Source organism: Pseudomonas sp. MYb327 (assembly GCF_040438925.1).
GTDB lineage: Bacteria > Pseudomonadota > Gammaproteobacteria > Pseudomonadales > Pseudomonadaceae > Aquipseudomonas.
The window spans coordinates 2,956,128-2,973,262 of sequence record NZ_CP159258.1; the positions used below are offsets into that span (position 1 = coordinate 2,956,128).

Here is a 17,135-nt window from a genome sequence, read left to right on the forward strand (position 1 = left end):
AGGCCCGATCAGACAATCAACCCCTCAAGGCTTGCGCAACAGATAAGTATCCATGATCCAGCCATTGGCCAACCGCGCCGCCTTACGCACCCGCTCGATCTCGTCCGCCACATCCTTGAGCTTACCGCTGATGAGGATTTCATCCGGCGTCCCCAGATAGGCGCCCCAGAAAATCTCTGTCTCCTGATCCGCCACCTGATGGTACGCATCCTGTGCATCCAGCATCACCACCAGACTGTCGGCGTCGCCCACCTCCCCGGCCGCCAGCCGCCGTCCGGTGGTAATTTCAACCGAGCGGCCGATCTGGTTCAGCGGGACTTTATGTTGCGCTGCCAGCGCCTGGACGCTGGTGATGCCCGGGATCACTTCGAATTCGAACGCACAGGCGCCTGACGCCAGAATCGCCTGGAGGATGCGAATGGTGCTGTCGTACAACGCCGGGTCACCCCACACCAGGAATCCGCCGCACTGGTCGTCGGACATTTCCTCGATGATCAACCGCTCGAACGTCTGCTGTTTGGCCAGGTTGAGATCATCGACACTGGTCTTGTAGTCCACATCCCCGCGATCGCGCTCAGGACTTTGGGCTTCGACCAAACGGTAATCGCGGTCGGTGATATGGCGCTCGCAGATCTCGCGCCGAAGGTCGATCAGCTTGTCCTTGCTCTGGCCCTTGTCCATCAGGAAAAACACGTCGACCTTGTTCAGCGCCTTCACCGCCTGAAGGGTGATGTAGTCAGGGTTGCCGGCACCGATGCCGATGACCAGAAGTTTTTTCATCAGAGCGCTCCCTCTGTATCAGTGCCTGGCAACCGAAGTCGCCAGCAACCATTGAAGATCAATTCGATGGCCGAAAGCGGCTCTACATCAATCAGGTTGAAGGACGGGCTTTGCAGGACATGGGTCAGCGCGGCGCGGATGACAAATGGATGGGTCACGGCAACCACATGGCCCGGCGCCGCCTGCAGTGATTTCAACCACGCGACCACCCTTTCAACGACCTGCGCCACCGACTCGCCGCCGTGGGGCACCAACTTCGGGTCGGCGAGCCAGGCCTGAAGACTTTCGGGTTCAGAGTGTTGCAGATTCTTGATCCGCACGCCGTTCCAGCGGCCGAAGTCGCAATCCCTGAGTGCATCAACCATTTCAGCTGAGTTGCTGAACAACTCCGCGGTCTGGCGGGTGCGCAGTTCCGGCCCGCACAGAAACCGAGACGTCCCTTTGTATCGAGAACTGCATGAGCCCTTCGCCGACTGCCAATCCCTCTCGAGAGGCTCGTCCGTAGGAAAACGCGCCATTTTTTGTGCGACGGTGCGGGCGTGGCATATCAAGGTCAAACGGGTTGCCTGCACGAGAGATCACTCTGTAGATAAAAAGGAAAACCGGCATCTCGCCGTAAGCCACCGCGCAATTGTGCCGTAAGAAAGAGGATCGGGGGGTGTTTCGTTTCAGTCGGTGCGCCCGGGGTCGGGTCGTGTTTCATCTCACAACCGGGACCATCTCCGACCTGTTTATAGGCGATGGCCTACAAACTTTATCGACATCCACGTAGCCCCGTACGTACGGGCATTTCACCTCGGGTTCGTGTGTTGAAAAACCTACGAAAATTAACTAGACAGGGAGTGCGCCTTAAATAAATACTGACTTCAACGGACTATCGAAACCGTACATCCAGCAGGAGCCCGGATGCCTGAATTCAAATACCCGATCGTCGATCCCGGCCTGGACACCGTCCCGTCCAAACACCTCTCCATAAACCCCCTTGATCAAACCGGACACGGTTATGGTTCACGCCTGAGATTGTGCGCGACCAAACCCGAATAGCAGACTGACTAAGAAAAAGAGCGGCGCCTGAAAATTGTTCAAGCGACCGCCCATGCGTGGAAACCGACAGTGATTGTCAGGTTCGGTGCAAACCGCCGAACCCTTTGATACAGGAGTACATCCATGCTGGTATTGCGCCCAGTGGAGTTAACCGACCTGCCCGAATTGCAGCGACTGGCTCGCGAAAGCCTGGTGGGCGTCACGTCCTTGCCGGACGACGGTGAGTGCTTGCGCGATAAAATTCTCGACTCCGTCAGGTCATTCGAGCAAGACGTCCGGCGTCCCGGCCCGGAGAACTACTTCTTCGTGCTGGAAGATCAGGCAACCCAACGTCTGCTGGGCTGTTCGGAAATCCTCGCCATCGCCGGCTTCAACGAACCGTTCTACAGCCTGCGCAACCGCCACTTCACCAGCGCCTCGCGAGAGCTGAACATTGAGCATGGTGTACCGACGCTCTCGTTGTGTCACGACCTCAGCGGCCACACTTTGCTGCGGGGCTTTCATATCGATGCAGCATGGGTGTGCAGCGCGTTTTCCGAACTGTTGTCACGGGCGCGGCTGTTGTTCATTGCGGCGCATGCCCGACGTTTTGCCGACGCGGTAATCACCGAGATTGTCGGTTTCAGCAGCGAGGACGGACACTCGCCCTTCTGGGATGCGGTCGGCAAACATTTCTTCGATTTGCCCTACGTCGAGGCCGAGCGCCTTTGCGGTCTGGAGAGCCGGACGTTTCTCGCTGAATTGATGCCGCAATACCCGATTTACGTACCGATGTTGCCCCAGGCAGCGCAGGACTGCATCGGCCGTATTCATCCCGACGGGCAGGAAGCCTTCGATATCCTTGAGCGCGAGGGATTCGAAACCAACAGTTACGTGGATCTGTTCGACGGCGGCCCGACGCTATACGCACGCAACGGCAGCATTCGCTCCATCGCCCATAGCCAGACCGCTCTGGTAAAAACCGGCGCGGCCATCGATGCCCGTGGCCGCTACCTGGTGAGCAACGATTCACTGATCGACTATCGCGCCATCGTCGCTGAGCTGGACTACAACGTCGGTCAACCTGTGGTTCTGGACGCCTGGATGTGCGCAGCCTTGAACGTCAGCGAAGGCAGCCCGATCCGGCTGATCGCGCTGTGAGGCTCTTCCGCCGCCGTTCCCAATCACCGCGCTGGAGCAGGCGCATCCAAGGAACCGCCCGATGATTGTCCGACCGGTTCAGGTCACCGACCTGCCAGCCTTGCTTGCGCTGGTGCAGCAGGCGGGTCGCGGATTGTCCAGCCTGCCTGCCAGCGAAGAACGCTTGAGCCACCGCTTGCGTTGGGCCAAGAGAACGTTCGCCGAACAAGTCGAACGCGCCGATGCCGATTACCTGTTCGTGCTCGAAGACGACGATCAGCAGGTGGTGGGTGTCAGCGCCCTGACGGGGGCCGTTGGCCTGCGCGAGCCCTGGTACAACTATCGCGTGGGGCTGACAGTCAGTTCTTCGCCGGACCTGGGTATCCAGCGCCACATCCCGACCTTGTTTCTGAACAATGAAATGACCGGCCAATCGGAACTCTGCTCGTTGTTTTTGCGCCGTGATCACCGCCAGGGCAGTCACGGTCGATTGCTCTCCCTGGGACGCTTGCTGTTTGTCGCGGAGTTTCCCCACCTGTTTGGTGACAAGCTGATCGCCGAGCTGCGCGGCACCGCCGACGAACAAGGCTGCTCGCCCTTCTGGGATAGCGTGGGCCGGCATTTTTTCAAGATGGACTTCAGCCATGCCGATCACTTGTCGGGGCTGGGCAACAAATCGTTCATTGCCGAACTGATGCCACGCCAGCCGCTCTACACCTGCCTGCTCACCGAACAGGCCCAGGCCGTCATCGGCCAGCCTCATCCGGATACCGGGCCGGCCCTGAAAATACTCACTGCCGAGGGTTTTTCCCACAAGGGATACGTTGACATCTTCGACGCGGGACCGGTGATCGAGGCGCAGATCCCGAGCATCCGCACTGTGCGTGAGAGTCAAAGACTGGAGTTGGCCATTGGCACCCCGGATGACCAGGCCCCGATTTGGCTGATTCACAACCGCCGCCTGGAAAACTGCCGCATCACTGCTGCCCCGGCACGACAACTCAGCAACAGCCTGATCGTCGACCGCCTCACCGCAAAACGTCTGCAACTGCAACCCGGTGACTCCGTGCGTGCCGTGCCGCTGGTCAATAAACTGCAAAAAGTCGTGGCGGCGTGATCGGTCAGCCGTTCGATTAATAAACAGCGTCCTCATCACAGAATTGGCAACAGGCAGCAATCACCTGCAAATTCGTCATCATTCTCAACCCGCCCCCGTGATAGCCTTTTACATCTTCGGCGTTGACACTTTTGCTCAAGCCCTTCCATTTCCATTGGTGGAACTCATATGTCCAGGCTTTCTCATCAAGATTTGCGCCGCAATTTCCGTCAACTGTTCGCTTCCAATACTTGCTATCACACGGCGTCGGTCTTCGACCCGATGTCGGCACGCATTGCCGCCGACCTGGGGTTTGAGGTGGGGATTCTCGGTGGCTCGGTTGCCTCCTTGCAGGTTCTGGGCGCCCCTGACTTTGCCTTGATCACCCTCAGCGAGTTCGCCGAGCAGGCCACCCGCATTGGCCGTGTCGCCCAACTGCCGGTGATCGCCGACGCCGACCACGGCTATGGCAACGCACTCAATGTCATGCGCACCATCGTCGAACTGGAGCGCGCCGGCGTCGCCGCGCTGACCATCGAAGACACCCTGCTGCCTGCACAATTCGGCCGCAAATCCACCGACCTCATCACTGTCGCAGAAGGTGTCGGCAAGATCCGCGCAGCACTGGAAGCCCGGTGTGACAAGGAAATGGCAATCATCGCCCGCACCCACGCAGGCATTCTGCCGGTCCAGGAGATTATCAGCCGTACCAAGCAATACCAGGCCGCTGGTGCTGACGGAATCTGCATGGTGGGCGTGAAGGATTTCGACCACCTGGAACAAATCGCCGAGCACTTGAGTGTGCCGCTGATGCTGGTGACCTACGGCAATCCGTTGTTGCGTGATGACAAACGCCTGGCCGAACTGGGCGTGCGTGTCGTCATCGACGGCCACGGCGCCTACTTTGCCGCGATCAAGGCAACGTACGACAGCCTGCGTGAACAGCGTCAGATATTTACTCAGGCGTCGGATCTGAGCGCGACTGAACTGACGCATACCTATACGCAGCCAGCGGAATACATCCGTTGGGCGGAAGAGTTTATGCATGTTAAGGAGTAAGGGGTAACGAGGGAAAAGATCGCAGCCTGCGGCAGACCGGATACATTCGCGGGTGATGGGTTGGCTGAAAGGTTGCTATCGCTGGCAAGCCAGCTCCTACAGGAGCAATGCAGGTTTGTCAGACTGAAACGAACAACTCATGTTGCTGCAGGCTATTGCTGGAGCAGATGACACGATTACGGCCGGTGCTCTTGGCTTCGTACAGTGCCTGGTCAGCATCGTTGAGCCATAAAGTTGCGTCATTGTGGTTGGTGTTGAAAGCGGCCAGCCCAATGCTCAGACTGACTTTCAGCGCCGGGCTTTGTTCATAGCCGAGGGTAGCGAAACGGTCACGCAAGGCGTCCATCGCCGCAGCGGCGTTGTTCAGTGGCATGTCCGGAAGAATCACGCAAAACTCGTCGCCGCCATAACGTCCGGCAACGTCGGTGGCGCGCAGGTTCTGCTTGAGCGTCTTGCTCAATTGCCGCAAGACCATGTCCCCGGCGACATGGCCGTAGGTGTCGTTGATGCTTTTGAAATGGTCGATGTCGATCAGCGCAATCGCCCCGCCCTGATGCTGGCGTTGGCAACGCTGAAATTCGATTTCCAGTTGATCCTTCCAGGCACCGTGATTGAGCAGGCCAGTCAGGCTGTCGGTGCGGCTCAGGGCTAGCAATTCACGCTTTTGCTGGCCCAGGGTATGGGCCTGGCGGAAGCAGATCCAGCCCAGCGCCAACGGGTAGAAACACATCAAGGGCAGGCAGGCGTAGAGCTGAAGCTGGCTGGTTTCGGGAATGAACAGCGGGCGGAAAATCAGCCATCCGACGCCGATACCGAGGATCTGCGCGACGCTGCCCACCAGCACAAAACGCAAACCGCCGATGGCCACGTTGTTCATCGCCATCATGGAAATGGTGGTCGCGCTGGGCAGCGGATTGAATTGCATGGCTGCGACCCAGAAGCCGCCGAGGAAGGCGTCTACCACCAGATTGCGGTGTTCGGCGAAATAAGGCGCCTTTGCCCGGCGTGCCCATTGGTAGGCCAGGTGTGGCCAGAGCAAGCCGTTGAACAGCATGAAGCCCCAGACCCACGGCGCGGGGTTCAGCGGGTACATCGCCACACTCACGCAGATCAGACCCAGCAACAGACCGAGCGTGCGCGATGTGTAAAGCCTCCTGGCCAGTGAAAGTCCTTTTCCTCCCATCTTTCCCATTGGGACCTCTGCACCACAGAACGGAACCTGCTGACACCGGGGTTACGGGTGTGCCCGAAGTCTAACAGGGCAACGTTAAATAGCCATCACCGGCCGGCGGGCTGAATACCGTGGTATCTGTATGAGCAAGCTTGCTCGCGAAGAACGATAACTCGGTTAGCCTGATGCACTGCGGCGCCCTAATCGTCGCGCGCAAGCTTGCTCCTACAAAAGCGAAAGCAATGCTTCGCGATTTGGCTATACATGAAGGTAAGGCTGGATCAATAACGATAAAAAAGGAGGCCCATGCAGACCTTTCAAGTGCTAATCATCGGCAGCGGTTTCGGTGGCCAGTGTGCGGCGGTCAATTTGCTCAAGGCAGGAATCACCGACTTCCGTCTGTTGGAACGGCGGGACTTCTTCGGTGGCACCTGGTGCCAGAACACTTATCCCGGCGCGGCGGTTGACGTGCCCTCGCCGCTGTACTCGTTGTCTTTCGCCCCTTATCGATGGACGCAGATGTTCGCCGAACAGGCCGAACTGCATCGCTACACCGGCTACGTGGTGGAGCACTTCGGTCTGCGCGACCGGGTGGAACTGGAGGCCAATGTCGAACGGATCGAATGGGACGCCGAAGGCAAACGCTGGGCTGTTCACACCGCCGGCAAAGGCACGTTTCATGCGCAATTCCTGATCAACGCCACAGGACCACTGAGCCAACCGGTGACCCCACACTTCAAAGGCCAGGAACGCTTCCAGGGCAAGAGCTTTCATACCAACAATTGGGATCACTCCTACGATTACCGGAAAAAACGCGTGGCCATCGTCGGCAGCGGCGCCAGTGCAGCCCAGGTGATTCCGGCGATTGCCCCGGTCGTCGAGCACCTGCATGTGTTCCAGCGCACGCCGCATTGGGTGTTGCCCCGGGCCGACCGTACGTTCGGCCGCTTCCAACGCTGGTTGCTGGGATTGAAACCGGCCTACACGCTGCTGCGCTGGATGATTTACTGGCAATTCGAAACCCGGGTGATTGCTTTCAAATATTCGAAACCGGCTGTGCGCATGGTCCAGCATCAGGCGCTGCGGTTTATCAAGCGCCAAGTTCCGGACGCCGAACTGCGGCGAAAACTGACGCCGGACTACACCATCGGCTGCAAGCGGGTGATTCTGTCGAGCACGCTGTATCCGGCACTGGGTCGCAGCAACGTGACATTGCACAGCCGCGAACAGGGCATCGGCGAAATCGATGAAACCGGGCTCGTCATGCAGGACGGCCAGCATGTCGATCTCGACCTGATTGTGTGGTCCACCGGTTACGACGCCACCGACGGGGTAATTTCCTACCCGGTCACCGGCAAAAACGGCACACAATTGCGAAATGTCTGGGCCGAGTATCCGCGGGCGTACCTCGGCACGAGCCTGCCGGACTTCCCCAATCTCTTTATCGTCACCGGCCCGAACACCGGAATCGGCCACACATCGGCGCTGTTCATCATCGAATCGCAGATGAATTACATCCTCGACTGTATTCGCACGTTAAAAACACAAGGTTTGCGCAGCATCGAAGTTCGCCCCGAGGCAGAACGTACCTACACTGAAATGATCCATAGAGAAATGGAACGTACCGTGTGGAAGTCTGGAGGCTGCCACAGTTGGTATCAAAGCAAGAGCGGTCATGTGATTGCCATGTTTCCGGGGTTCAGTTTCAGCTTTCATCGCTTGACCCGAGCCCTGAAACCCGCCGATCACATTTTGTCTTGAACCGTTAGAAGGAAGACGCCTGATGCTCCTATTGGTTGTCGCAATCGCGGTTTTCGCAGCCTGGAGCTGGTTAAGCTATCCAGCGATCGGGTACTGGATCTATGACTTGAGCGTGGCCACCGAAGCCAAGCTGTACAAACTGCACAAAATTGTCGTGCCCATTTCGGAAATGACGGTTTCAACCTGGCAAGGCGGGCCGTATGAAGCGTCGAGCAACGTCTTGATGCTGCACGGCTTCAGCGCCGACAAAAACCTCTGGCTGCGCTTTGCCCGGCATTTTGTCGGCAACTATCGGGTAATCATTCCCGACATCGCCGGCCATGGTGAAACCGGCTTCAAGGCTGGCGGCGGCTATGACATTGCGTTGCAGGCCAAGCGAATGATTCAGCTGCTCGACGTCTGTGGTGTCGACAAAGTGCACGTGATTGGCAACTCGATGGGCGGCTACATCGCCGCCTGGCTCGCGGCCAACTATCCGGAGCGGATCGTCTCGGTCGCCCTGTTCGACCCGGCGGGCGTCGCCTCGCCGGAGCCCAGTGATCTGGAGCGACATTTGGCCAAGGGCCACAACCCGTTCCTGATCAATTCACGGGAGGAATTCAAATATTTCTACGCCATGACCATGGCCGAGCCACCGTGGATGCCCCGCGTGGTGCTGGACGCCATTGCCCATCGCTATGAACAGTCACGGGACGAACTGGAAGAAATCTTCCGGGATTTTCGCGCCAGCCCCCCCATGGAATCGAAACTTCCGGAGATCAAGGCGCCGGCGCTGTTGCTGTGGGGGCGCAAGGATCGCTTGATCGATGTCAGCAGCGTGGCCATCTGGAGCAAAGGCATCGCCGATCTGCGTGTGGAAATATGGGAAGGCATCGGCCATATGCCGATGCTTGAAGCGCCTGCCGGTTCGGCGCGCCTGTATCGGGAGTTTTTGGCATCCCTGCGCTCGGAGAGCCCACAGGATCAACGACTGCATTGAGGATGCAGTCGTTTGCAGAATGAAGTTCGTCAGAAACTTCGTTTGTCGGCAACGTTGAAGGCTGCGATCTTTTGCTCAACGTCACCGCGCCAGGAATTGTGTTCATGAACCACCCGAACTTCGTCAGCCCCGACCTGATCCGTCAACGCTTCTCCAAAGCGATGTCCGACATGTACCGCGAAGAGGTGCCGCTGTACGGCGCGCTGATGGAGTTGGTGGAACAGACCAACCGTCACGTGCTGGAAAGCGATCCGCAAGTCGCCCGGCAGTTGAACAGCACCGGCGAAATCGAGCGTCTAGACCTCGAGCGTCACGGCGCGATCCGGGTCGGCACGGCCGCTGAACTGGCGACCCTCGCCCGCCTGTTCGCCGTGATGGGCATGCAGCCGGTGGGTTATTACGACCTGACGCCGGCCGGAGTGCCGGTGCACTCAACAGCATTTCGTGCCGTGCATGAATCGGCGTTGCAGATCAGCCCATTCCGGGTGTTCACCTCACTGCTGCGCCTGGAGCTGATCGAAGACCTGGAACTGCGCGCCTTTGCCCAGTCGGCATTGGACCAGCGTTCGATCTTCACCCCCGACGCGCTCACGCTCATCGACCGCGCTGAAACCAATGGCGGGCTTACCGAGCAAGAGGCTGAAGCGTTCGTCAAACAGGCACTGGAAACCTTCCGCTGGCATCACAGCGCCACGGTCACCGCCGAGCAATACCAGCAACTCAGCGCCCAACATCGGCTGATTGCCGATGTCGTGGCGTTCAAAGGCCCGCACATCAATCACCTGACGCCGCGCACCCTGGACATCGACATTGTCCAGGCGCAAATGCCTGTCCACGGCATCACGCCCAAAGCGGTGATCGAAGGCCCGCCGCGCCGTCAATGCCCGATCCTGCTGCGCCAGACCAGTTTCAAGGCGCTCGACGAACCGATTGCGTTCACTGACCAGGCCGACACTCGTGGCAGCCACAGCGCCCGTTTCGGTGAAATCGAACAACGCGGCGCCGCCCTTACACCCAAAGGCCGAGCGCTTTACGACCGATTGCTCAATGCCGCACGAGATGAACTCAAGGACTTCCCCAACGAAGCCAACGCCGCACGCTACAACGCTCTGATGACACAGCACTTCAGCGAATTTCCCGACACCTACGAAGGCATGCGCCAGCAGGAACTGGCGTACTTTCGCTATTTCGTGACGGAAAAAGGATTGGCGGCCCATGAACTGAAAACCGCGACGCTGGAAGATCTGCTCAGCGGCGGTTATCTGCGGGTTGAACCGTTGGTGTACGAAGATTTTCTGCCCGTCAGTGCTGCGGGGATTTTTCAGTCAAACCTGGGGGATGCCGCACAAACCCACTATGGCGTGCATTCCAACCAGCAAGCGTTTGAAAAGGCCTTGGGGCGTTCGACGATTGATGAGTTGGAGTTGTATGCAGAGACCCAGCGACGTTCGATCGAGCAGTGCTTCGCCGCACTACGTTAGTCCGCCACAGAACTGTAGGAGCCTCGCTCGCCAGCGATAGCGATTTCACGTCCGCCATCGCCGGCAAGCCGGGCTCCTACAGGATTGCGTCTACTTCAATTTCGCCAATAACGCTTCAGCCGCAGCTTGCGACGAAGCCGGATTCTGCCCGGTCAGCAACAGGCCGTCGGTGAGCACGTAGCTCGCCCAATCAGGCCCCTTTGAAAAAATCCCGCCCTTGGCCTTGAGCTCGTCTTCCACCAGAAACGGCACGACCTTGGTCAATTGCACTGCTTCTTCTTCGCTGTTGGTGAAACCCGTGACCTTCTTGCCTTTGACCAACGGCTGGCCGTCCGCACCCTTGGCATGACGCAGCACACCCGGTGCGTGGCAAACGGCGGCGACCGGCTTGCCCGCGTTGTAAAACGCTTCGATGAGTGCAATGGACTGCTTGTCTTCGGCCAGGTCCCAAAGCGGGCCATGTCCGCCGGGATAGAACACTGCGTCGTAATCCCCGGCTTTCACCGTGCCCAACTGGACGGTCGACGCCAATGCGGATTGTGCCGCCGGGTCCTTGCGGAAGCGCTCGGTGGCTTCGGTTTGCGCATCCGGCTCGTCGCTTTTCGGGTCCAGCGGTGGCTGACCGCCCTTGGGCGAGGCAAGGGTCAACTGAGCGCCAGCGTCCTTGAAGGCGAAATACGGCGCTGCGAATTCTTCCAGCCAGAATCCGGTTTTCTTACCGGTGTTACCCAATTGATCGTGGGACGTTAAAACCATCAGGATTTTCATGTCGTCTTCACTCCGTCTCGGGACTGCGTTGGTGGCTTGTGGCCGTGATGCGCAAAAACCTGCGCGATAATACTGGCGTAAGACCTTGGCACCGGGTTGATCGTTCGGCCTGCAAGGCCTTTCGACAAGGTGCGCAAAAGCCTGTCCTTGGTTGCGCAACTTTCTGCGCAGATACAGATGGATTTTGGCGGTGAAACCTATGAAAAATCAGCCAATTGCCTGATCGCTATAGCTTTCAGGCTTTTGGCACGGACCTTGTTAACAGTCAGGCCCCCGCTGAGCGATATGGCCCTCGGGCGCATCATTTACTTTAGCAAGGAGAGCATCCATGGCTACACCCGCGTACATGTCCGTCACTGGTGAAATACAAGGTTTGATCACTAAAGACGCATTCACTCAAGACTCGGTTGGCAACATCTATCAAGAGGGTCATAAGGACGAAGTCCTGGTACAGGCGTTCAGCCATGAGGTGACCATTCCCCGAGACCCGCAGTCCGGCCAACCCACGGGGCAGCGCGTTCACAAACCCATGGTCGTTACCAAAGTGCTCGACAAGGCCTCGCCTTTGCTGCTGCGCGCCCTGACTGCCGGGGAATTGATTACCAATGTCGAAATCAAGTGGTATCGCACCAAGTCCGGCGCTCAGGAACACTACTACACCACCACCCTTGAAGATGCCGTTATCGTTCATATCAAGGACTACATGCACAACTGTCAGGACCCTGCCAATGGACACTTCACCCACTTGGAAGATGTGCACTTCAGCTATCGGAAGATAACCTGGACTCACGTTGCTTCCGGTACTTCGGGTTCCGATGATTGGCGCTCTCCAATCGCAGGATAATTCTGCGCGAACGACAATAGATATCGGCCAGCTCTGCTGGTCGATTTAGTTTGTGAGGTTTAAAAAAGGAAAAGGCATGCTGAATAACGAGAGTTCGCCCAGTGCAAAGACCTCGGCATTCCATGCACTGGTAAAGAGCCCTGACACTGGACGAACGGGGCGCATTTTAAATGAAGTCGCTGAAGAAGTCCGCGTCTGAAACATGAAATTTGCAGATACATCCTCTGTCGATTGCCGCTTGATAACTCTTCAGATCGAGCGAAAAAAACCACCAGCGAAAACAAGGAAATTGATTAACCCAATACAAAAACTGTACAGGGTTAATCAATAACCAAAACTAAAAAATCAACTTCCGGATTTGCTGGTCACCTGCAGGAAATCGGTATACGTCACGTAGACGCTTTGCCCAACTTTCAGGTCCTTAAGCTTCGCTTGAATTTCCGGTTTATCGACAGTGATGGTTTTGCTCTCCCCCTTCGGATTCTCAAAGGTGACCTGGTTTTTCTTCACATCGATTGCGGTGATTTTCAGCTGGACTTGTATCTGACGATACGCTTCGCCGCCAGGGGCGCTACCCGGTGCGTTGCGAGCTTCACCGACGCCTTCCGTAGTGCCTGGCAAGCCTTTGTCGACATCGGTGTCGAGGTAGGCCGCGACAGAGCGGGCGACTTTGATGTCGACCTGATCGCCCGTTTTCAGGTTGCCGAGGTTTTTCGCCTTATCGGTCAATTGAAAATGGACCTCGCGACCGTCCGGCCCCTTAAGAACAACTTGGTGCTTGGCGGCATCGACTGAAACGACAGTGGCAGTGATCTGATCAGCTTCCACGACGGCGGACAACGGAATGTCTGCTGCAACGGCGCTAAAACTGGCGGCGGACAGCAAGGTGGCGAGTGTGACGGCTTTGGTCAGTGCGTGAAGTTTCATAGGCAGAACATTCCCTGTGATAAATGATGACAAACGGCGCTGAAATGCGGGTTCAACACCGTGTGTCGAATGAGCATAGACGCTGATCAGGGAGTGTTCGCAGTTTCTTGCGCGGTCGATTCGCCGCTCGCGGTGCCTTTGCCGCTTTCCTTGCGTCGGGTCGGGTCGGTGGGGCGCAGGGCGTCGTTGTCGCGCTCGGTTTCTCCGGGTGGCCGTGGCTCGTCGGGGTGTTCGGTATCGGGGGTGGGTTTCATGAGCATTCTCCTCAGGCTTCAGGATCATCGAGTTCCCGGGCAACGTTGATCGCCGGTGAATCTTTGTGGGACTGCTCCGCCTTGGCTTTGAGTCCCTGCCATTGTTCGAGGTCAATGGCGCCCTGCCCCAACAGATCGTCAGCCAGACGCTGCAAATCCATGAAGTAAGAGTCCGGGGACTGTTGCCAGTAGGCTTCGTCCTCAAACAGGCGCTGCCATGCGTCAAGGTCGGGCGGTGTGAGGTCTTCGCTCATGGCGGGCTCCTGTCGCAGGGCTAATAGACTTAGGAGGACAGCGCTTTGCCGAGAGTTCCGAATCAATACCCAGTCATTTCCAGATACCCCTGCCCGCCATGGCTGCCGCTCAAACGCACCGGCCCTTCCCAATAGGGAATGCGCAAATCCATCCAGGCATTGGGATTGAGGGCGTTGATGACGATATCGAGGTGTTTTCCGGGTATCTGGATCGACCAACGCACCGGCATCGAACGCCCGGCCACCTTCGCGGTGTCCTGGGGAGTGAGGCGGATATCGCCGGCCTTCAGCAGTTGCGTCTGGCCCTGGGCGTCGATCCACGTTCCCGTCAGGTAGGGTGCGCCGTCCTTTTGCCGCATGCGATAGAGCATCACCTGTTCGCCGCTGTCCAGGTGCAGGGAAAACCAGTCCCAACCGCTCTGGTTTGCGGTCAGCGGTTGACTGCTCCATTCACGGTCAAGCCACGCGGGGCCACTGACTTGAAACCGCTTGCCGTCAATTTCAAGCGTGCCACTGGCCTGAAAAAAAGGCTGGCTGTAGTAGTACGACGCCTGGCCTTGTTCGGATTTCTGACTGAAACCCTTGTCCCCTTGCAGCACCAGCGGCCGATTCGACGTCAGCCGCAATTGGTAGCTGAACGCCTTGTCGCGGGCACTGAGTTGCAGGTCGGCGAGAGGATCAGCTCCCGTGGCCTGACTACTGAAACGCCAGTCGTCGATCCACGCATTGAACGGCGTCAGGTTCACGCCGGCCTGTCCGACACCGCCTCGGGAATAACGCTCAGCACCGTGATGCACCGCATCCGACGTCACCGCCGCGTGGCCCAGCCAGATCGTCTGATTGCTCCAGCCTGCCTCCTCCGGTGTTGCTTTCAAGGCACTGCGAAACAACGTCCACTGTGCGCCGAACTCGCGGCCATGCTCATCCTTGAGGTTGGCGGTGACGTACCACCATTCGATGCGAAAGCCGTCATGAGCGCCGTGGTCCGCCGGAAAATCAAATACGCGCCCCGCCACCACCGGCGTAAACGCGGCAGCTTGATTGCCCAGGCCGGCGAAGCCCTTTTCATCCGGGGTCGATTGCTCACAACCGCCGAGCAACGCCAGCACCAGACAGACCCCGAGCTTAATCCTCATGGGCAAACGTCCTCAGCAGGTCTGCCGGTTGCGTGCGATACAGCGAATACAACGGCCACGCCGACGCCAGCAACGTCGCCAGCAACGCCAACCCCATCAACTGCAGCAATTGCAGCGCAAACACCCGCAACGGCAGGCGCCAGCCGAACGCCTGGACGTTGATCACCGAGTCCAGGCACCACGCCAGCGCGATACCCAGCGGCAACGCCAGCACCAGCGTCAACACCGCCAGCAGCCAGGTTTGCCCCAGGTTGAGCAGCATCAGTTGCCGACGCGTCACGCCCAGCGCCCACAACGGCGCCAGTTGCCCGAGCCGACTCTGGCTTTGCGTCAGCAGGCTGATGAACAACGCCACGCCCGCCACACACAGGGTCAGGCTATTGAGCGCGGCAGTGGCGGCGAAGGTGCGTTCGAACACTTGCGTCGACCAACCCTTGAGCCGGGCCTGATCGACGATGCGACTGTCTTCCAGCGCGAAGCGTGCCTGCAACTCGCTCACGAACGGGGCGATCAGGACCGGCTCGATGCGCAGGTTGAAGCGGTTGGGCGTCAGTTGCGGCCAGCCGCGCAGCAAGTGATTGACGTTGACCAGCAGGTGGCCCTTCGGATTGCCGTAGTCGGCGTAAATCCCGACGATGCGCGGCGACCATGGGCCATTGGGCGTGGCAATCGTCAGGTGATCGTCGAGCTTCACTTTCAAGCGCCGCGCCAGTTGTTCGCTGAGCATCACCGCGTCGTCCGTGGCCAGGCGATCCCAGGGCTTATCACCCAGCGCTTCGAGCAACGGCCAATGCTGGCGATAGGTCGGGTGATCGATCACGCCAAAGACATCCGCCGGCCAGCCTTGCAACTGAATGGCGACCTGCCAGTTGGGCAACACCGCCGTGGGCTGCGGTTGTTGTTTAAGCCAGTCGTACATCTCCCGAGCCTGAGCCGGGTTTTGTGGGTTGAGGTAAAGCTCGGCGGTCAGCCGCTGTTCAAGCCAGTTGCTGAACGTCTGGCGGAAACCGGCGGTCATGCTACCGGCGCCGATGTTGGCCGCCAATGCCAACAACAGCGCCATGAGTGCCAGGCTCAGGGCCGGAAGTTGTTGGCGACAATCCGCGAGAAACCATTGGCCGAGCACCGAATGATTGCGACTCGGCAGCACGTTGAGCACGGCATCGAGCACCACCGGCAACGCCAGCGCGCTACCCAGCAACAGCGCGGCCATCAGCACGAAACCACTGGCCAGGCTGTCACCGCGCAGCAACGCCAGCAACGCAATGCCCAAGGCAAATGCAGCCACCCAACCCTGGCGCCGTAGCCAGCGCGCATGAGCCTGATGCCAGGCTTGGGGATCAGCCAAGGCCAGCAAAGGCAAACGCGCCGCCCGCCACAAACTGTTGGCGCCCGCGAGCAAGGCGCCGAGCAGGCTCAGGCCGACGCCGCTGAGCCACCACAGCGGGCTCAGGCTCAACCGCCCCGCCACTTCGGCGCCGTATAAGCCGCGCAGGCTGGCGGCGACATCCGGCAGCAACACGCTGGCGAGTAGATACCCGCTGACAACACCGGCCACTCCACCGATCAAGGCCAGCGCCCCCAGTTCGACGGCGAGACAGGTAATCAGCATCCGCGCACTGACGCCACAGGCGCGCAGGGTTCGGAGCAAGCCTCGACGCTGTTCCAGCGCCAACCCAATCGCGGCATGAACGATGAACAGGCCGACCACGAACGACAAAAATCCCAAGGCATCAAGGTTCAGGTGAAAGCTCTCGGTCAGGCGCGACAGATTGTTTTCTTCACCACTGCTCTTGAGCTGGAGTTGTCCCTTGAACGTATCGGGCAATGTTGCGGCGAAATCCTTGGGCAATAACAGACGCGACAACTGATCCGGCAGGCCGAGAATCGGTTGGGCGAAACCGATGTCCACCAATAACACGCCCGGTGCCATGTCCGCTTGGACGCGCAGCGGTGGCAATGCCTGACCGTTCAATGCCTGTGGTCGGTCACCCTCCTTTAGCTCCAGCATCTGCAAAGTCTGCGGCGAAATCCAGGTGCTGCCCGGCGGGGTGAAAAACTCGACGACCTGCTCGATTTCCAACGCCCGCCCGGCCACTTCGGCACCGGTCGGCAACGACACCGGCTCGATGCCCATCAGTTGCAACCGCTGGTCTTCATGCCCCTTGAGCGTGACCCGCCCCTGCAACACCGGCGACACCGGCCAGCCTAAGCGGCGCAGGTCGACAAACCATTGTTGTGGAAAGGTCCCGCCATTGGCTGCACTGAGGCTGGCTTGGGGTTCACCGCCGATCAACTGGCTGGCCCGGGCATAACTGTCCCGCGCCTGACTGTTCAGCGCTTGCACGCCGGTCAGCAGACTGGTGGCCAGCCACAACCCGGTCAGCACGCTGAAAAACTGCACCGGGTGCTGCCGCCAATGGCTGAGCAGCGCACGCAATGTCTCGCGAAAAATGCGCATC

At 58.8% G+C, this 17,135-nt stretch carries 16 protein-coding genes; 7 read left to right on the top strand and 9 right to left on the bottom strand.

The window, feature by feature from the left end; genetic code table 11:
- Positions 1-24: 24 nt before the first annotated feature.
- Complete coding sequence (cobF, locus tag ABVN21_RS13275) at positions 25-780, bottom strand: precorrin-6A synthase (deacetylating) (RefSeq protein ID WP_339555237.1); 756 nt, start codon at positions 778-780, stop codon at positions 25-27.
- The gene (locus ABVN21_RS13280) at positions 780-1,352 is read right to left on the bottom strand and encodes a histidine phosphatase family protein (RefSeq protein ID WP_339555236.1); all 573 of its coding nucleotides are present in this window, start codon (positions 1,350-1,352) and stop codon (positions 780-782) included. The genes cobF and ABVN21_RS13280 overlap by 1 nt, the downstream gene beginning before the upstream one ends.
- 595 nt (positions 1,353-1,947) lie before the next feature.
- Here ABVN21_RS13280 and ABVN21_RS13285 point away from each other — a divergent pair.
- The 3 genes from ABVN21_RS13285 to ABVN21_RS13295 all read left to right on the top strand — a co-directional run bounded on the left by ABVN21_RS13285 (position 1,948) and on the right by ABVN21_RS13295 (position 5,098).
- Positions 1,948-2,964 carry an arginine N-succinyltransferase gene (locus ABVN21_RS13285; protein ID WP_339555235.1) on the top strand — a complete coding sequence of 339 codons (1,017 nt, stop codon included), beginning with the start codon at positions 1,948-1,950 and terminating at the stop codon, positions 2,962-2,964.
- Between the two features lie 61 nt (positions 2,965-3,025).
- Positions 3,026-4,060, top strand: coding sequence for an arginine N-succinyltransferase (gene astA, locus ABVN21_RS13290; RefSeq protein ID WP_339555234.1), 1,035 nt, complete (start codon positions 3,026-3,028; stop codon positions 4,058-4,060).
- 168 nt (positions 4,061-4,228) lie between these two features.
- Positions 4,229-5,098, top strand: a complete 870-nt coding sequence (locus ABVN21_RS13295; RefSeq protein WP_339555233.1) for an oxaloacetate decarboxylase — start codon at positions 4,229-4,231, stop codon at positions 5,096-5,098.
- A gap of 118 nt (positions 5,099-5,216) precedes the next feature.
- Here the strand turns inward: ABVN21_RS13295 and ABVN21_RS13300 are convergent, their stop codons facing one another.
- Entirely contained in the window at positions 5,217-6,290 is a 1,074-nt protein-coding gene (locus ABVN21_RS13300; RefSeq protein ID WP_339555232.1) for a diguanylate cyclase, read from the bottom strand.
- Between the two features lie 285 nt (positions 6,291-6,575).
- Between ABVN21_RS13300 and ABVN21_RS13305 the strand changes: the two genes are divergently transcribed.
- From ABVN21_RS13305 to ABVN21_RS13315, 3 genes are all read left to right on the top strand, one after another.
- Positions 6,576-8,030: an NAD(P)/FAD-dependent oxidoreductase gene (locus tag ABVN21_RS13305; RefSeq protein ID WP_339555231.1), complete on the top strand. Its 1,455-nt coding sequence runs from the start codon at positions 6,576-6,578 to the stop codon at positions 8,028-8,030.
- Positions 8,031-8,052: 22 nt separating this feature from the next.
- Positions 8,053-9,009: an alpha/beta fold hydrolase gene (locus tag ABVN21_RS13310; RefSeq protein ID WP_339555230.1), complete on the top strand. Its 957-nt coding sequence runs from the start codon at positions 8,053-8,055 to the stop codon at positions 9,007-9,009.
- A gap of 104 nt (positions 9,010-9,113) precedes the next feature.
- Positions 9,114-10,490 (top strand): VOC family protein, encoded by a 1,377-nt coding sequence (locus ABVN21_RS13315; RefSeq protein ID WP_339555229.1) that lies wholly within the window; start codon positions 9,114-9,116, stop codon positions 10,488-10,490.
- Between the two features lie 90 nt (positions 10,491-10,580).
- Here ABVN21_RS13315 and ABVN21_RS13320 read toward each other — a convergent pair whose 3' ends face one another.
- Positions 10,581-11,258 carry a type 1 glutamine amidotransferase domain-containing protein gene (locus ABVN21_RS13320; protein ID WP_339555228.1) on the bottom strand — a complete coding sequence of 226 codons (678 nt, stop codon included), beginning with the start codon at positions 11,256-11,258 and terminating at the stop codon, positions 10,581-10,583.
- Positions 11,259-11,586: 328 nt separating this feature from the next.
- Here ABVN21_RS13320 and ABVN21_RS13325 point away from each other — a divergent pair, with 328 nt between their 5' ends.
- Positions 11,587-12,102, top strand: a complete 516-nt coding sequence (locus tag ABVN21_RS13325; protein ID WP_339555227.1) for an Hcp family type VI secretion system effector — start codon at positions 11,587-11,589, stop codon at positions 12,100-12,102.
- 345 nt (positions 12,103-12,447) lie between these two features.
- On the opposite strand, the gene ABVN21_RS13330 is transcribed toward ABVN21_RS13325, so the two are convergent.
- The 5 genes from ABVN21_RS13330 to ABVN21_RS13350 form a co-directional block, all read right to left on the bottom strand.
- Positions 12,448-13,029 carry a hypothetical protein gene (locus tag ABVN21_RS13330; RefSeq protein ID WP_339555322.1) on the bottom strand — a complete coding sequence of 194 codons (582 nt, stop codon included), beginning with the start codon at positions 13,027-13,029 and terminating at the stop codon, positions 12,448-12,450.
- A gap of 86 nt (positions 13,030-13,115) precedes the next feature.
- The gene (locus ABVN21_RS13335; protein WP_339555226.1) at positions 13,116-13,283 is read right to left on the bottom strand and encodes a hypothetical protein; all 168 of its coding nucleotides are present in this window, start codon (positions 13,281-13,283) and stop codon (positions 13,116-13,118) included.
- Between the two features lie 11 nt (positions 13,284-13,294).
- On the bottom strand, positions 13,295-13,537 hold the full coding sequence (locus ABVN21_RS13340; protein ID WP_339555225.1) for a hypothetical protein: 243 nt from the start codon (positions 13,535-13,537) through the stop codon (positions 13,295-13,297).
- 62 nt (positions 13,538-13,599) lie between these two features.
- Complete coding sequence (locus ABVN21_RS13345; RefSeq protein ID WP_339555224.1) at positions 13,600-14,673, bottom strand: lipocalin-like domain-containing protein; 1,074 nt, start codon at positions 14,671-14,673, stop codon at positions 13,600-13,602.
- Positions 14,663-17,134, bottom strand: coding sequence for an ABC transporter permease (locus ABVN21_RS13350; protein ID WP_339555223.1), 2,472 nt, complete (start codon positions 17,132-17,134; stop codon positions 14,663-14,665). Before ABVN21_RS13350 ends, ABVN21_RS13345 begins: the two co-directional genes overlap by 11 nt.
- Between the last annotated feature and the right edge of the window lies 1 nt (position 17,135).

Excerpts from the sequence above, each read along its gene's own strand:
- ABVN21_RS13315 (WP_339555229.1), top strand. The coding sequence starts at position 9,114 with ATGAACCACCCGAACTTCGTCAGCCCCGACCTGATCCGTCAACGCTTC.
- ABVN21_RS13335 (WP_339555226.1), bottom strand. The coding sequence starts at position 13,283 with ATGAAACCCACCCCCGATACCGAACACCCCGACGAGCCACGGCCACCC.
- ABVN21_RS13320 (WP_339555228.1), bottom strand. The coding sequence starts at position 11,258 with ATGAAAATCCTGATGGTTTTAACGTCCCACGATCAATTGGGTAACACC.
- ABVN21_RS13340 (WP_339555225.1), bottom strand. The coding sequence starts at position 13,537 with ATGAGCGAAGACCTCACACCGCCCGACCTTGACGCATGGCAGCGCCTG.
- ABVN21_RS13350 (WP_339555223.1), bottom strand. The coding sequence starts at position 17,134 with ATGCGCATTTTTCGCGAGACATTGCGTGCGCTGCTCAGCCATTGGCGG.
- cobF (WP_339555237.1), bottom strand. The coding sequence starts at position 780 with ATGAAAAAACTTCTGGTCATCGGCATCGGTGCCGGCAACCCTGACTAC.
- ABVN21_RS13295 (WP_339555233.1), top strand. The coding sequence starts at position 4,229 with ATGTCCAGGCTTTCTCATCAAGATTTGCGCCGCAATTTCCGTCAACTG.
- ABVN21_RS13330 (WP_339555322.1), bottom strand. The coding sequence starts at position 13,029 with ATGAAACTTCACGCACTGACCAAAGCCGTCACACTCGCCACCTTGCTG.
- ABVN21_RS13285 (WP_339555235.1), top strand. The coding sequence starts at position 1,948 with ATGCTGGTATTGCGCCCAGTGGAGTTAACCGACCTGCCCGAATTGCAG.
- ABVN21_RS13310 (WP_339555230.1), top strand. The coding sequence starts at position 8,053 with ATGCTCCTATTGGTTGTCGCAATCGCGGTTTTCGCAGCCTGGAGCTGG.
- ABVN21_RS13345 (WP_339555224.1), bottom strand. The coding sequence starts at position 14,673 with ATGAGGATTAAGCTCGGGGTCTGTCTGGTGCTGGCGTTGCTCGGCGGT.
- ABVN21_RS13305 (WP_339555231.1), top strand. The coding sequence starts at position 6,576 with ATGCAGACCTTTCAAGTGCTAATCATCGGCAGCGGTTTCGGTGGCCAG.
- astA (WP_339555234.1), top strand. The coding sequence starts at position 3,026 with ATGATTGTCCGACCGGTTCAGGTCACCGACCTGCCAGCCTTGCTTGCG.
- ABVN21_RS13300 (WP_339555232.1), bottom strand. The coding sequence starts at position 6,290 with ATGGGAAAGATGGGAGGAAAAGGACTTTCACTGGCCAGGAGGCTTTAC.
- ABVN21_RS13325 (WP_339555227.1), top strand. The coding sequence starts at position 11,587 with ATGGCTACACCCGCGTACATGTCCGTCACTGGTGAAATACAAGGTTTG.